At 70.3% G+C, this 14,939-nt stretch carries 11 protein-coding genes and 1 pseudogene; 6 read left to right on the top strand and 6 right to left on the bottom strand.

Annotated features, from left to right (window positions below; translation table 11 throughout):
* The first annotated feature begins 735 nt into the window (after window positions 1–735).
* Window positions 736–945, top strand: a complete 210-nt coding sequence (locus J2X68_RS33820) for a hypothetical protein (RefSeq protein WP_310436427.1) — start codon at window positions 736–738, stop codon at window positions 943–945.
* 48 nt (window positions 946–993) lie between these two features.
* Here the strand turns inward: J2X68_RS33820 and J2X68_RS33825 are convergent, their stop codons facing one another.
* The 6 genes and pseudogenes from J2X68_RS33825 to J2X68_RS33850 all read right to left on the bottom strand — a co-directional run bounded on the left by J2X68_RS33825 (window position 994) and on the right by J2X68_RS33850 (window position 8,640).
* A complete protein-coding gene (locus J2X68_RS33825; RefSeq protein WP_310436428.1) occupies window positions 994–2,001 on the bottom strand; it encodes a helix-turn-helix transcriptional regulator in 1,008 nt (335 codons plus the stop codon).
* Window positions 2,002–2,180: 179 nt separating this feature from the next.
* The gene (locus J2X68_RS33830; protein WP_310436429.1) at window positions 2,181–2,789 is read right to left on the bottom strand and encodes a hypothetical protein; all 609 of its coding nucleotides are present in this window, start codon (window positions 2,787–2,789) and stop codon (window positions 2,181–2,183) included.
* Window positions 2,790–4,129: 1,340 nt separating this feature from the next.
* Window positions 4,130–4,475: pseudogene (locus tag J2X68_RS33835) on the bottom strand (NAD-dependent DNA ligase LigA); the annotation flags it as partial.
* A 912-nt stretch (window positions 4,476–5,387) separates the two neighbouring features.
* On the bottom strand, window positions 5,388–6,848 hold the full coding sequence (locus J2X68_RS33840; RefSeq protein WP_310436430.1) for a hypothetical protein: 1,461 nt from the start codon (window positions 6,846–6,848) through the stop codon (window positions 5,388–5,390).
* 302 nt (window positions 6,849–7,150) lie between these two features.
* On the bottom strand, window positions 7,151–7,546 hold the full coding sequence (locus J2X68_RS33845; protein WP_310436431.1) for a helix-turn-helix transcriptional regulator: 396 nt from the start codon (window positions 7,544–7,546) through the stop codon (window positions 7,151–7,153).
* Window positions 7,546–8,640 carry a tyrosine-type recombinase/integrase gene (locus tag J2X68_RS33850; protein WP_310436432.1) on the bottom strand — a complete coding sequence of 365 codons (1,095 nt, stop codon included), beginning with the start codon at window positions 8,638–8,640 and terminating at the stop codon, window positions 7,546–7,548. Before J2X68_RS33850 ends, J2X68_RS33845 begins: the two co-directional genes overlap by 1 nt.
* Before the next feature lie 184 nt (window positions 8,641–8,824).
* Between J2X68_RS33850 and J2X68_RS33855 the strand changes: the two genes are divergently transcribed.
* From J2X68_RS33855 to J2X68_RS33875, 5 genes are all read left to right on the top strand, one after another.
* The gene (locus tag J2X68_RS33855) at window positions 8,825–8,998 is read left to right on the top strand and encodes a hypothetical protein (RefSeq protein ID WP_310436433.1); all 174 of its coding nucleotides are present in this window, start codon (window positions 8,825–8,827) and stop codon (window positions 8,996–8,998) included.
* A 162-nt stretch (window positions 8,999–9,160) separates the two neighbouring features.
* The gene (locus tag J2X68_RS33860; RefSeq protein WP_310436434.1) at window positions 9,161–9,979 is read left to right on the top strand and encodes a zinc-dependent metalloprotease; all 819 of its coding nucleotides are present in this window, start codon (window positions 9,161–9,163) and stop codon (window positions 9,977–9,979) included.
* Window positions 9,980–10,301: 322 nt separating this feature from the next.
* Window positions 10,302–10,478 (top strand): FxLD family lanthipeptide, encoded by a 177-nt coding sequence (locus tag J2X68_RS33865; RefSeq protein WP_310436435.1) that lies wholly within the window; start codon window positions 10,302–10,304, stop codon window positions 10,476–10,478.
* A gap of 110 nt (window positions 10,479–10,588) precedes the next feature.
* Window positions 10,589–13,669, top strand: coding sequence for a lantibiotic dehydratase (locus J2X68_RS33870; RefSeq protein ID WP_310436436.1), 3,081 nt, complete (start codon window positions 10,589–10,591; stop codon window positions 13,667–13,669).
* Window positions 13,666–14,931, top strand: coding sequence for a lanthionine synthetase C family protein (locus J2X68_RS33875; RefSeq protein ID WP_310436437.1), 1,266 nt, complete (start codon window positions 13,666–13,668; stop codon window positions 14,929–14,931). Before J2X68_RS33870 ends, J2X68_RS33875 begins: the two co-directional genes overlap by 4 nt.
* The last annotated feature ends 8 nt before the right edge of the window (window positions 14,932–14,939 follow it).

Genomic DNA, 14,939 nt, shown 5'->3' on the forward strand with positions numbered 1-14,939 from the left:
CCCCGGCAAGCCGGAGCATAGAGCGCGAATTGCGCAAGCGCAATTCGAATTCCCGCGTAAACGCGGGAATGAATTCCGTAAACGGAATTATGAAAGGGTGCCTGTCCGCGCAAGCGCGGACAGGGGGATTCCCGCAAGCGGGAATCCTGGGCGTCCGCTGCGCTCCCGCCCTACCGGCTTCGCCGGGCGGCGAGGAGTGAGGGTGCATCACGTCGTGTGCTGTGTAGGATCTGGGGTTCCAGCACGCTATCCCTGATGTCGAGGTGACGGAGCGTCCGCTCGACAGTGCCGGCCCAGGAGGGGTGAGGGGTTCGCCTGTATAACCTCGCAGAAACCTTGGACGGTCCGCAGGAAACGCCCTCTCCTGATTTGACAGCCCGTCACAATTCCTCGGACCAGGAACCGGTCGAACCACCGACAACAGGTGGCGCAGTATGTATCTTTGGCGCGTAGGGCCCACGTCTCTCTGAGGCATGCATCGAGACTGCATCATCTACTGGGTTGTGTATAGCCTGGAAGTTTGGCCCACCGCCCACGGGTGCCCGAAGGGTGGTTGATATTCCCCTCAGATGCCCTAGCTACTCAAACTCAAATTAATCGAAATGAGCGCGCGCTCAAGCGGGAGCGGCTAGCAATTCTTCCTATTCGCCCTTCGGTGGCCGATCCGAATGCACGCCAATTCCAATCGAGCAGCCGCTGAGCGCTTTCGGCAACGGCGGCACGACCACCTACACCGTGTGGAAGCAGACGAAGTGGGAGCTGACCAAGGGCGAGGACACGTTCGAGGTGCTCGACGACATCTTCGAGCGTGCTCTGGCCGGCGAGATGGGCGCGGTGGCGGAGTTGACCGTCCTGGGTGGCACCGCGACGATCCTCGACAGCTACATCGTCCGGGGGGCGCGGTTCGAAGGAGGGCGCCGGCCGCGGGGCAACGATGTGCAGTAAAGCGCCGAAGGTCCCGGACGGATATCCGGGACCTTCGGCGCTGGCGTCTCAGATCGCTTGCATGATCACCATGATCGTCATGACGATCGCGAGGACGACGTTCGACAGCATCACCAGGCCTCGTGTGGAGGCGGTGAACGAGACGGGCGGCAGTGTGCTGTTTGTGACGGGGCGCTGCGGGGGGGCCGTCGTGGCCACGATCGGCTCGCTGGGATTGCGGTGTCGCACGCTGGCGATCTTGATGCGTGTGACCGTGTAGTGCCAGATCAGGGTGCGCTCGGGGTCGACTCCGCATGCCCGCAGGAAGATGTGGAGCCACTCTGTGGTGGGTAGTTCGTTTCCGTTGAGTACGTGGGCGAAGGTCGTGCCGGAGATCGGGTAGATCGGTTTGCTCCGGCGTTCGAGGTCTCCTATGGTCAGGCCCTTGTTCGCGACCATCTCGCGCATTACGTCCAGTACGTCGCCGGGGGTGGTGCACAGGGCCAGCGCGGTGTGGATGTGGTCGACGGTGAGGCTGCTGACGCGCTGGGCGTCGCCCTGGAACTCGGCGTCCAGCTTCGTGTGGATGTCCACGAACTGCTGGACCAGAGTCATCAGGCCATCCGGCTGTGCCCGGATGATCATTCCGTCGGGCTGGAGAGACGTGGTCTTCTGCTGCTCCTGTTTGCGTCCTCGCCGGCTTCCCTGGTGCTTGTCGGCCTCTTTCTCGGTGTTGTCGGCCTGCTGTACGGGGGCCGGGTCGGTGGGCTGCACGACGGTGTCGCGCACGGCCTGTTCCGTCACGGCGCGGGCGTAGGCCTTCTGGTACAGACGTCGCCAGGTCGGCAGGTCGGCCTGTTTGACACCGCATGCGCGGATGTAGGAGTCGACGACCTCCCACTTCGGCACGGTGTTGCCGGACGCGGCGGCCGACAGAGTGGCCGTGGAGTAGTGGGATTTGGCCGACAGGGACTGATATGTCAGTTTGGCTGAGCGGCGGAGCGCCCGCAGTTCGCGGGCGAGTTCCGCCACCTCCAGCGGCGCCGTGGCCGAGATCTCCTTCTCAGGTCGCGCCATGGCTACCTCCGTGCCGAGTGCTTGTGGTGTTGCCGGATGCCCTGGCCGACAGAGCGGCGGTGGGGTGGTGGGGTCTTGGCCCGGTGCGGGTGTGGAGGGACGGCGGAGCGCCGGAGCTTGCCCGCATGTCGCGGGCGAGCTCCGGCAGTCCCTTCCTGTCCGTCACCGGGATCTTCCGGTCAGGACGCATCACGAGGCTTGTCGGCCTGCTGGCCGCCGGCCCGTTTCTGGAGGCGTCGGACGAACCGCTGCCCCCCGCGGTGCAGGTGGCGGTGGCGCGGGTTTTGGGGCGCCGTCTCGGGCTGCCGGCGTGCCGGGGTGTACGGCTGCCGGGCGCCGGGCTGGTGTTCCTCTCCCTCGGCGCAGCGGGCGTACCCGTGCCCGGCAGTGCCCCGGTGTCGGCGATGGCCGTGCGCGGCGTCGCGGGTACGAAGTTCGTGGGCGTCACCGTCTCGGCCGTCGGCATTACGGCCGTCGAGCTCGAGGTCGAGCCGGCCGTCGTCACGGACTTCGCCTTCGGCTTCTCGGCCGGGGGCGCCGTGGTCATCGGCGAGTTCGGCCTCACCGTCGACGTCGGTGTCGCGCTCGTCATGGGCGACGGCGACCTGGAGCAGGCCGTCGGCGACCGTGCCGGATACGAAGGTGCCCACCAGGAGCGCGATGGTGGGGTCGGAGCAGATGGCCTGGGTGATCGCGCCCGAGACCGCGCCGGCCCCGTTGGCGGTCAGGATCGCGCGGCGCAGGCGCTTGCGGTGTGCGCGGTTGGGGTCGTTGTTGCTGGGAGACATCTCTCTCCTTGTTCCTGGGCCGGGGTGGCCCGATGGAGATCCGGAAAGGGCCGCCCCGTGGGGCGGCCCTTTCCGGTACCCGCCGCGGCAACCCGTGGCGGGTGTGGTGAGCGGCCTGAGTGCTCGGTACGTACCTGTATGAAGTTGTGGGTGGTGCTGCGTGTCTCCACCGGCGAGAGCGCCAACTCCCGTGATCCCGGTACGGCCTGGGTTGCCCGGCCTCCACATGCGTGGGTCCAGTCTGCCCCATGGGGGTGTGGCGGTGATACTGCGTCAGGTACCTCGGACGGGTCCTACGGGCCTGTGGATAACCTCGACACGGCGCCGATGGGCGGGTTGAGTCAAGTCTGAAAAACGAGGATCTGGTATAGCGCTCAGTGCTTCCACAGTTCGCACGTTCGTGCGCATTTGCCCCTTTTGGGGGATGCTTTCAACACGACTGGCTGACGAGTCAACACTTCCCGAACAACCCGAAACGCTGTCATTCCCGCAGCTCAGCAGTATTATTAAGTTGTGTGGGTTGTTCGGCGTAGCACGTCGGACGCTGCACACAGCCTCCACGGCACGCCACCATGGAGGCCGCGGCCAGCGCCAACTGACCGCACACGGAGACATCTCACGGCCTGAGTGCTCCACGGCCCCCCGCCACCGCGGGGGGCCAAAAAAAATCCCGTGGTCGATACAAGTCCTTCGTCCCACTTCGCGACCGTGCGCCGATCTCTGAACAATCGGCTGTTGCCTCTCGCTGCGCCGCGAACGCTTGTGACCGAGATCACCCCTGGTCGGGTGACGCCACAGATCGAACTTGACGGCCTATGGCGGAACATGACGCGGAAACGCTCACATAACGACAAAGCAGGCATGCTCGGCCACGCGGTCACAGGTAGGCGGAAGCCGGCGCCTAGACCAGGACCGCGCTCCGGCCGCGCACAGATAGCGGGCGGACCAGGCAGCTTGGGGTGCCGGAGACCGCGACACCGCCCCGCCCGTCACATGCGAAGCAACCGGCTTCCGGTTCCGCCGCCTGCGGTCCGGTTCCGCCCCGCCTCCCTTCCGCCCTTCTCCTGATGGTCGTGGCAACCGTGGGCGACGCGGAGGGGTGTCTGGCCCTGACCGCAACCAGAAAACGCGTGTTGAGCTGCGGAAACACGGACTAGGACACGGGAGACACAGGATTCATGGGCGGAGATTCCCTCGGGTTGTCAGCATGATCGGCGGCGTCGTTGTCGCTTGGTGACCATGGCCGGCCCCACCCAGTCGGGCTTCTGGCTGTGGCTGACCATTCGCCATGCCCACAGGCGTATCACCGAGATGGCACCTCCCCACCATGGTGGTGCGCCTGAACTCGAACTTCTTCATCGGGAAGTAGACCTCGCCCCGGATCTCCACCAGGGACGGCACTCCGTCGCCGGTGAGACGGTCGGGGATCTCCGCGATGGTGCGCACGTTGGGCGTGATGTCCTCGCCCGTGCGGCCGTCCCCACGGGTCGCCGCGCGCGTGAGCCGGCCGTTCTCGTAGGTGAGGTTGACGGCCAGGCCGTCGACCTTCAGCTCGCACAGGAAGTGGTACGCCGAGCTGCCCACGTCCTTGTGGACGCGCTCGGCCCACGCCGCGAGCTCCAGCGCGTCGAAGGCGTTGTCGAGCGAGAGCATCCGCTCGCGGTGCTGAACGGCCGTGAACTCCGTGGCCTACACGCGCCGCTCCGAGCTCGGAGCGCCAGCCTGTCGGAGTGCCGTGAGGTCCCTCAACGGGTCGGGGCAGGGATCTTCACGAACTGAGGGCCGCCGAAAGAGGATGGCCATCTCGTCGACTCCGAAGCCCGTCTCGACGGCGGCTTTGCCATCACCATCGGTGAACTCCTGGTGGCCGACCCGGCCGGTGTTCCGGATGAAGTTTCGAAAGAGCATGCCCTCACTTGAACAATTCCATTTGAAGGGCACCAATTCACCTGGTAATCGCCTCAGTGTCTGTGGCCCGAAACGAAATCTGTACCCGGTGAATCGTAAATCAATCGGAGAATGCGTCCTCCAAAGGTCAATCTGGCTGGTCGCGTGACCATGACCGCAGGACCGCTCACGATCTGAACCACCCGAGGGCGGGCGGAGCCCCCCGGGTCCACCACCCGAGGGCGGCGGAAGCCCGGTCCACCGCAGCACGCGGATGCCCCGGGCGCCGCGGCACACGGCGCCGGGCACGGGGCTCCTCCTCTGGATCCTGGGCGCGGCGCGGCGCTCCGGGCGCGGGCCGCAGGGCCTCGGGACTTTGGTCGCGGTTCTCAGGGGCCGGATCCGAGGGCGGGTATAGGGCCGGGTGTACAGGGCAGGGTCCCGGGGGCCTGGTGTAGAGCCGAACCCCGGGGGCCGGTCCCAGCGGCCGGGTCTAGAACCGGGTATAGGGCCGGGTCTCACGCGAGTCCGGTCGTCGGGCTGCGCGGGCGCCGGGCGCCACGGGCCCATCCCCCGCACCCGCCCTACCGGTGACCGCTGGCAGGGTAACAGCGTGGCGTCTCGCCGAGCTGTGCTGCGTTGCCCGGCCCACAAGGGCTTGGCCGCACGCCGGCTGCTCTCGTCTGAGGGAGGCACATGGCGGCCTGCGGTTCACCAGCCGCGCTGCCCGAGAGGTGCGGTGTAGCGCTGAGCGGCGCGGGTGCTCAGTCCGAAGAGGTCGATGAGGCGCTTGGTGTCGCCGCCGGTGGCGAGGGCCTCGTGCAGCAGGCGGTCGTTGCGGAGCGCCCGGGCGTTCAGGTGCGGGGCGAGGCGGCGGCGGATCCATTCATGGCTGACGCAGGCGGTGCTGGTGGCGGAGTGGCAGTGGATGAACAGATGGGGGTTGGCGGTGGCCGGCCAGCGCTGGGTGCGATGGTCGAGGTAGGCGGCCAGGCGGTCGCGGGCGGAGCCGGCGAGGACGACGGTGCGGCCCTCGAGGCGCAGGCGCGGGCCGTCGAGGTGGGTGAGCTTGAGGTGCTGTACCTCGTGGGCGCTCAGGCCGTGGAAGGCGAACAGGGCGGTCAGCAGGGCGGTGGCGGGATCGGGTGAGGTGAGGGCATCGCGGATGCGCTGGACGGGGAGCGGCAGGGGGGTGAGGGGGTTGGAGGAGCCGGGCCTGAGCTGGGTGGTGGGGTCGGTGAAGAGCAGGCGGCGGGCTTTGAGGACGCGGAAGATCGAGCGCAGCGCCTGGCACATCTGGCTGCGGGAGGCGCCGGCGGGCGGGAGTGCGGCATCCACATCGGCGGGGGTGATCTCGCGCAGGGTGGTCTTGCCGGCGGCGGCCCAGCCGGTGAGGGCGGGAAGCACCCAGTACAGGTGCAGGCGGATGGTGTTCTCGGCGCGGGGCCGGCGCCGCGGCGGTGTGGTGCTGCCGTCACGCATCACGGCCAGCCAGGCCCTCACCTGCACGGCCATGTCCGTGGGCAGGGGGGCGATGCGCTGTTCGGACCACTGGGTCAGGGCCGGGACACGGTCGTCGTCGAGCAGGCCGGCGGCCTTCAGGATGGTGGTGATCCGCGCGGCGGGGAGGCTGAAGTCCTTCAGGACGGCGACGTCGGTGGCGGTCAGCCGGACGCCGGGGGTGTCGAGGAAGCCGAGGGCGATGCGGGTGCCGGTACGCACCCGCCAGGACAGGTCCCGGTCCCATCCCTCCCGCAGCGCGCGCTCGGTGATGAACCGGTCGGCCCACGCCGCGAGATGAGGATCCGCCCGCCGGGCCAGGCCCTCCGTCCCGCCGCGGTGGCGCAGGCTGCGGGAGACCTCGAGCAGGGCCGGCTGGCGAAACCCCGCCGGCCACACCACCTCCGGACACACCGGCTCCAGGCGAGCCGGGCCGGACCGGGCCGGCTCCGGGCGGGCACCTGGCCGGACCGGCTCGGGGCGGGCCCGACCGGCCGGTGCGGGGGCACCGTGTGCGGGGCTCTTGAAGAGGTCGGCGATGAACAGCTGCTGCCCCTGGCGGCGCACCTGGCTCCAGTCGGTGCGGGTGTGCAGGCTGCGGGTCAGCGCGGCCTGCCTGCGGCACAGCCGGCAGATCCCGCCCCCGTCCAGCACCGCCGTGTGGGCGCACACCGTGCAGGCACCTCGCGTGGTGTGCCGGTAACACCACGCGATACAGCCCTGGCACAGCCGGCGCCGGGGCGCGGCCCCCCAGGCCAGGCAGTTACGGCACGCATCCGGCGGCGCAACAGCCGAGCGGTGACAGCGCCGGCACAGACCCGCCGACCAGTACAGGGCCGACGAGCCGCAGCGCAGACACGGCGGCGGCACCACCGGGCCACCGGGCCAGCAGGAAAAGCAGAACGGCGCCCGGGGAAACGCCCGCGGCCGCTGCCCGCACACCCGGCACATCCCCTTGTCCGACACCGGTTTGCTCATAGCGGCGGCACCCCCCGGCGCACCCCCGCCGCCGGCCCGGTGCACGGCTGCCGGGACGCGGGAAGCGCCCCGCCCGAAGCAGCGGATACGGGCCGCGCCGCCCCGGCCCCCAGCACGCCGGTGCTGCCCGCGCCCGGCAGTCCGGCAGGCGGCCCGGCGGGCCGCCCGCCGGGCGGCGCCGTATCGGCCACCAGCAGCTCCGAGGGCCCGCAGCCCAGCACCGCGCAGATGACCTCCAGGTCATCCAGCCGCACCGAGACCGGCGTACCCGACCACAGATACGACATCTTGCCCGCGCTGACCTGAAGGCCCGCCGCGGCCAGACGACGGCGCACCTCCGCCGACGTGGTGATCCCCCGCATGGCCGCCCGCGCTTTCAGCTCCCACCGCATCAGCGCACCTCCCCGCCGGCCAGCCGGCCCGCCACCCGCGCGTTGGCCCGGTCCCACGCCCGCTCGATGTGCCCGCTCGGCACATGGATGTAGCCCGTCGTGGTCGACAGCCACGCATGGCCCAGGAGGTCCTGGATCGCCTTCAGATCGACGCCGCGCTCATACAACGCCGACGCACACGCGTGGCGCAGCGCATGCGGCGTCAGCCGCCCCGACCAGGACGGCAGATGGCACCGCACCGCATCCGCCAGCGCCGCCCGCGCCGTCTGCGCGCCCGCCCGCGCACGCCGCCCGTCCCGGCCACGGCGCTCGCTGGGAAACATCGGCGCCCGCGGATCACCGCAGTCGTCCCCGAAATACGGGCGGACCTCCGCAAGCCACCAGCCCAGCAGCACATCCACCCCGTCGATGGCCGGCACCAGCCGCTGCCGCGGCCCCCGCCCCTGACTGCCCTTGCCGTAACGGACATGCAGCCGGCCCACCTCGCCCAGCCCCGGATACCAGTCACCGACCTCGAGCATCACCGACTCACCGATCCGCAGCCCCACCCGCCGCCACAGCGACGCCACCACATAGCTGCGCACCGCCGGCAGGTACTTCCGCGCCCCGGGCAGCTCCCGGCGCCACCCCTCGAACAGGGCAGCCACCTCCCGCGCCGACGGCGGCACCCGCACCGCGCACCCGGCAGGCCGGCACGGCCGGTTGAACTCGTCCACCGGCTGCACCACCACACACCCGGTCCGCTCAAACACCGCCCTCTGATAACGGGCCAGCAAGAAGTCGTAGAACCGGGCGATCCTGCCCACCAGGTCGAACACCGTGGAACGCGCCAGCCCCCGCTCCCGGCGCAGATAGACCAGCCACCCGTCCACATCCACCGCCTGGACCGCCCACAGCGGGCACCCCGTGAACGACCGGAACCCCGCCAGCGCCGCCCGGTCCGCCGCCAGCGACCGGTCCGACATCCCCGCCCCCAACCCCGCCAGCACAAACCGGTCCACCAACTCCGCCTCAAACCCCTCCTCCCCACCCCCACCACCACCCGCACCCGCACCGCCGTCACCGGACACCGACCGCACCAGCCTCAACACCACAACCCCTCCCTACCGCCCGCTACCCCTCCCCCTGGATACCGGCCACCCCTCACAAATCCCGACCACACCCACCCCAAACCAACCGACCGAGCGAACCCCACAACCCCAGCCCACACCCCCCGCACACCCCACCAACCCACCCCACGAACCCAACACCCTTCAGGTAGAGCGGGTCTGGCGCGACATGCAGACCACCTACGCCCCCGCCGGAACCGGAGAAGTCCAGCGCATCCGCCTCGCCCAGAACCTCCTCCACGAACACGGCTACCCCGGCGAGGAGACCGACTACGCGCAGTGGTCCGTCCGCCTCGCCCACCTCACCCGGCACGCCCGAGCAGACCCGGCGGTCGCGCTCTAGAGCTCCCGCGCACGGCACCCCCGTGTATCCGCATTGCCGTGCGCGGGCCCCCAGCCCCGCCGCAGACCGCGCGTCCAGGCCAGGCCTGCGGCGGGGCGCACACCCCCACGCCCCTCCCCTCACACACGCCCCTGCCCATACACCCCCTTCTCAGAGGACCGCATGAACATCACCGTCCACCATGACGCAGGCCGCAGATTCGACGACCTGGCCTTACAGCTCGAGGCCGTAGCCGCCGAAACCGCCCCGCTCGTCGAAGCGGTGACAGGGCTGACTCTGCCCGACACGGTGGTCATCCGAACGATGTCCCCGCGCGCCTGGCTGAAGGCGCACCGGCGCCGTGGCGCGCGGTTGCTGCGGGCCGAGGCCCGCGAACTGCGCCCTGCCCGCGGCCTCAGGCGCGCGGCGAAGGTGGAGCACCATGTCCACTGCAACAGCCGTCGCCGCGTCTGGCCGATGATCGGCGCCCAGGTCGTCGACTTCCGCCCGGGCCAGCTTGAGCTGGTGATCCTGCCCCAGGCCATGTGGGAAGCCGGCCGACTGACCGACCAGGATGTGCTCACCAAGGTCATCGGCCACGAGCTGACCCACATCGCCCAGCACGCCACCGACCACGGCGCGATGTGGCAGTTACAGGAAAGCTTCCACCGCGAACTGCGAGGCGTTGCCGACCGCGACTACACCTTCCTCGTCGAAGGCCACGCCTACTGGGCCGACCGGCAGATCACCACCAAACTCCTCGGCCATCCGGTGTCCCTGGACAAGATCAGCCCGCACGCCACGCTCCGCTACCGGGCCCTGGCCGAAACCCCCCAACGCGCCGACACCCTCAAGTACTTCGCCACCGCCGCCGACAGTGTGGAGAAGATCGTCACCACGCACGGCTTGGAAGCCTTCAACCAGGTCTGGCATCGCCCCGACCTCGTCCCCACCCGCGACGAGGCCACCACGCCCACCGGCTGGATACACCGTTTCAGATGACGGAGCCTGCCGGCCCCTGACGTCTCGCACCAAGCCCTCGTTGCCGAGCTGGTTCAGGACACCGGCGCTGGGAACGACGGCCAGGCCTGCCTGCCCTCCATATAAATGCGCCCCGGCCGCTCTCGTGTCAGGGCCCCATCGAGAGATATCCGCGACACAACACGGACAACTCGGTTTCACCCCAGCTTCCCGGAGCGCTCGTCGCGCCGGGTTGGCCAGAACCTGCGCGACGCGGACGGCCGGCCCACTGGCTACGTTCCGCCCGCCAGGTCACTGGCAGCGCCAACACGTCCGCAACATCGACTGATCACCGGGAGTTGTTATGACGCGCAACGTCACCCACGGCACCACCCAGATCCAGGAGCTGGCCGTACCCGAGTCGGACGGGTTCGACCTGAACGTCAGCCTGCTGGAGGTCGCCGACGCCGCCGGGCTGACCAATCTGACCGACGACGGCTGCGGCAGCACCTGCGGCGCCTGCACCACCAACGTCGCCTGACCTGCACCATCTGGCCCTGGCTGGGCCCGGGTGCCGCCGCGCTGTCGGCGGGGCGGCACCCGGGCCTCGCCCAAACCAACCGGCTCAAGGAGGTATCCGTGGCTGAACCAGTGGCGTTCCGGGCCGGTGCGACCGCCCTCGTACGCGCCGTCGCACGGCCGAGCCTGGCCCAGCTCCCCTTCCCCGACTTCGACGACCGCTCCTTCACAGCCGAGGAGCGGGCGGAAATCACCACCAGGCGTCTTGCCTGGGTGCGCTCCGTCTGGGGTGACTCTGCCCTGGCTGAAGCCGTACAGCACGCCAGTCCGGTCCTCGCAGCCCAGACCGAAGCACTGTGCATGTCCGCCGCTCCCGGCGGCCGCGACGTGCGCCGGGTCGGGCTCTCACTGGCTCGCTACCTCCTGCGCGCGGGGCACCGGGCCACTCCTTTCGGCCTCTTCGCAGGCGTCGCCACCGCCGCCTTCGGCACCCCGGCCAAGGCCGTCTGGGGTGGGGCTCATGTGGCCGTCGCACGGGCCAGCGCAGAGTGGCTGTCCCATCTGGTTGAGCAGTTGGAGAAGAGCGGGGAACTGCTGCCGCTCCTGTCCGTCGTTGTCAGCAACACGTCCTTCGAGCGCGATGGACATCTGATCGTCCCGTACCAGGAGGACGGGCCGTCCGGTCGGCAACGGGCTGTCGAGGCGTCCGTCGAACTGACGGCCCCCGTGCGGATAGTTCTCGGCGCGGCTGGTTCGCCGATCCGGGTCGAGGCGCTGGCCGGGAAGCTGACGGCGGAGTTCCCTTCCGTGTTGCCCGAGCGGGTGCACGGGCTGCTGGCGGGACTGATCCGGCGGCGCGTGCTCGTCACGAACCTCCAGGCGCCTGCCACCGAACCGGACGCTCTCGGCCATGTCCTCGCGCAGCTCGATGCGGTGGAGGCTGGCTCCATCGGGCTGCTCGCGCGGACGGTCCGGGAACTACGGGCCGTCCAGGGCGGATTGCAGACCTGTGACTCTGCGCATGCCCGGGAATCGGTGGCGGCCCGGATGCGGGACCTGGTGCCAGGCTTGCGCCGCCATCCTCTCGCGCTCGACCTGCGCCTGGACGCCCACCTGACGCTCCCCGACGAGGTGGCGCGCGAGACCGAGCGCGCCGCAACTGTGCTGACCCGGCTCAGCGCCCGCCCGTACGGCTCCCGCGCCTGGGCCGACTACCACCAGCGGTTCTACGAGCGCTACGGCATCGGCACGATGGTGCCCCTGCTCGATGTTCTCGCCGACAGCGGCATCGGCTACCCCGACGGATACCCCGGCGCCCCGTCGAGCGGCCGCCGACGCGTGTCTGCCCGCGATGACGTACTGGTGCGGCTCGCACAGACCGCCGCACTCGACGGGCACGACGAAGTGGTGCTCACCGACGAGCTGGTCGCGGCCTTGGACAGAGGAAGCGGGGAGCAGCGGGTGCCGCCGCACCTGGAGGTCGGCGTACAGCTGCACACGGCCAGTGCGGAGGAGGCGCAGCGCGGCCGGTTCACGATCGAGGTGACGAGCGTGTCCCGTGGTGTTGGGGTAACCACCGGACGCTTTGCCAGCGTTCTTGGCTGCGGCCCGCGCGAGGCGCTGTGCGCAGAGCTGGCTGAACTGCCCACGGCCGACGCCGGTACTGACCCCGCTCAGCTCTCCTTCCCTCCTCTGCTGCCCGATACCGCGCATGTCGCCCGGACCCCTCGTGTTCTGCCGCTGGTCATCAGCCTGGAAGAGCATCGGGCCGCTTCCGCGGATGTGCTCACCCCGGCGGACCTGGCAGTGGCGTGCGACGGCCGCCGGATGTACCTGTCCGCTCCTGTCATCGGCCGCCGGATCGAGGCTGCGGGGATGCACGCACTGAACCTCACCGAGCACACCCCGCCGATGGCCCGGTTCCTCACCGAGATCGGCCGCTCCCAGTGCGCCCAGGTGACGGTCTTCGACTGGGGCGCCGCCGCGTCGATGCCGTTTCTGCCGAGACTGCGGTACGGCCGCATTGTGCTGGCACCGGCCCGGTGGCGGCTGGACGCCTGCGACCTGCCCGGGCGGGATCGTCCCGGCGCCGAATGGGACATCGCACTGTCCGCGTGGCGCGACCGGCGCAGGTTGCCCCGGCATGTCCGGCTCGCCGAGGACGACCGGCTGCTCCCGCTGGATCTCGACCAGGGTGCCTGCCGGAGCCTTCTGCGCCAGCATCTCGATTGCACCCCTTCGGCGGTGCTCATCGAGGCTGCCCCTGCGCAGTCGTATGGCTGGAGCGGAGGCCGTGCCAACGACATCGTGGTCCCCCTCAAGACGACCCGGCCCTCTGTTTGGCCCGCGTTGCCCCAGCCGTCCGCAGCCCGCACGCTTTCTCAAGCCCAGATACAGCCGCCCGCCTCCTCGTCGGTGCTGCTGGCCGCCCTGTACGCAGACCCGCGCCGCCAGGACGCCGTGCTGACCCGGCACGTACCCGACCTCATCCGCCGGCTCGGCTCCCCGCCGTGGTGGTTCATCCGCTTCCGCGACCCCCACCAGCACCTGCGCCTGCGCATCGCCCTTCCCCATCCGGACGACTTCGCCGACACCGCTCACACGGTGAGCATGTGGGCCGACGAACTGCGCGCCGTCGGGCTGCTGGCAGACCTGCGCTACCCCACCTCCTACCGCGAAATGGGCCGCTGGGGCTCCGGGCCGGCCTGGGACGCCGCCGAAGACGTGTTCCAGGCCGACTCCCGCGCTGTCGTCGCAGAGCTCGCCCAGCCACGACGCCCACAGCGGCGAACCCTCGTGGCCGCGCACACTGTCGCGATCTGCTCCGCGTTCCTCGGCAGTCCTGAGGCAGGCGCGCGCTGGCTGATCGACCACGTGCCGCACGGCCCGACCGGGCCAGTGCCGCGACCGCAGCTCGCGGAGGCCGTACGGCTGTCCGACCCGCGCGATGACTGGGCAGCGCTCCGCACGGCTGCCGCAGGCGAGGCCATCGTGACGGCGTGGGCGGATCGCGCCACTGCGCTCGCCGCGTACCGCCAGCACCTCCCGGGACCGCACACCGAGGGCATTGCCCTGGACGACGTGCTGACCTCTTTGCTGCACACGCACTTCGTGCGGCACGTTGCCGTGAACTTCCCCGAAGAGGAGATCTGCCTTCATCTCGCCCGCGCCGCCGCGCTCGCCTTCACCGCCCGCGCCGGGAGCCAGCAGTGAACGACCATCCGGCGATCACCCTGGCCGCAGGCATCGCGGACCGCCTCGGCCATCCCGACACCGCGCCCCGTGCAGCAACCACCGACGAAGCCCGGCAGCACCTGGCTCTCGGACCGATCGGCATTGCCCTGCTCCACATCGAGCGGGCAGCAGCAGGGCTTGGCCCCTGGCAGCATGCGCACGACTGGCTGGCCGCCGCCACACACCGGCCGTTCACCAGCGGAGCCGACAGCCACCCCTTCTATGGCGCCCCTGCACTCGCTCACGTCCTGGCCTGCGCCGCCGAACACCTCCCCGGGGTCTACCGGCGTGACCTCGACCGACTGGACCGACATGTGGCCGGCGACGTGAAGCGGCGCCTGGATGCCGCGCACCGCAGGATCGACGCCGGCCGCCTCCCGATGCTTGCCGAGTTCGACGCGATCCGGGGACTGACCGGATACGGCAGCTACCTCCTGCGTCGAGATACCACCGGACCGGCCTTGCGAGCGCTCCTCGAATACTGTGTCCGCCTGGTCGAGCCGATCCCCCACGACGACGAGGCGCTCCCGGGATGGTGGGCGCTCACCGGCCCTTCCGGGCGGATGGACGACCGCTTCCCGGGCGGTCACGGCAACAACGGCATGGCCCACGGAATCGGCTCCGTCCTGGCGTTGCTCGCCCTCGGCGCACGCCGCGCTATCACCGTCGACGGCCACCACGAAGCCATGCGCACCGTCCTGGCCTGGCTCGACCGCTGGAAGACAATCCCCGCACGCGGCCCGGTGTGGCCGTATTGGATCACTCGCGCCGAGCAGCGCGCGGGCCTCCTCAAACCCGCCGCAGCGCGGCGCCCTTCCTGGTGCTACGGCACCGCGGGCCTGGCGCGCGCCCAGCAACTCGCCGCGCTCGCCCTCGGCGACACAGAGCGCCGCGCACAGGCGGAAGCGGCCCTTCTGGAGGCGCTCACCGATCCCGCGCAGCTGCGCGCCACGGTGGATGCCGGGCTCTGCCACGGTGTCGCCGGGCTCGCCCATCTCGCCTCCCGCACCGCCGCCGAGGCCTCCCCCGACACCGCCGCCGAGCTGCGCGCCGTCCTCCCCTGCCTGCTCGCCAGGCTCATCCCGCCCGGCGCAGCGCTCGAGGAGGCGGCGACCGCGCTCGTGAACGACCGCGCGGGGCCCGGCTTCCTGGATGGCGCCGCGGGGATAGCGCTGGCAGCTCTTTCCGCCGCCGGTTCCGAGCCGCGCACCGGCTGGGACGCCTGCCTGCTCATCGCGTAATCCCGAGA

This window comes from Streptomyces sp. 3330 (assembly GCF_031456635.1).
Taxonomy (GTDB): Bacteria; Actinomycetota; Actinomycetes; order Streptomycetales; family Streptomycetaceae; genus Streptomyces.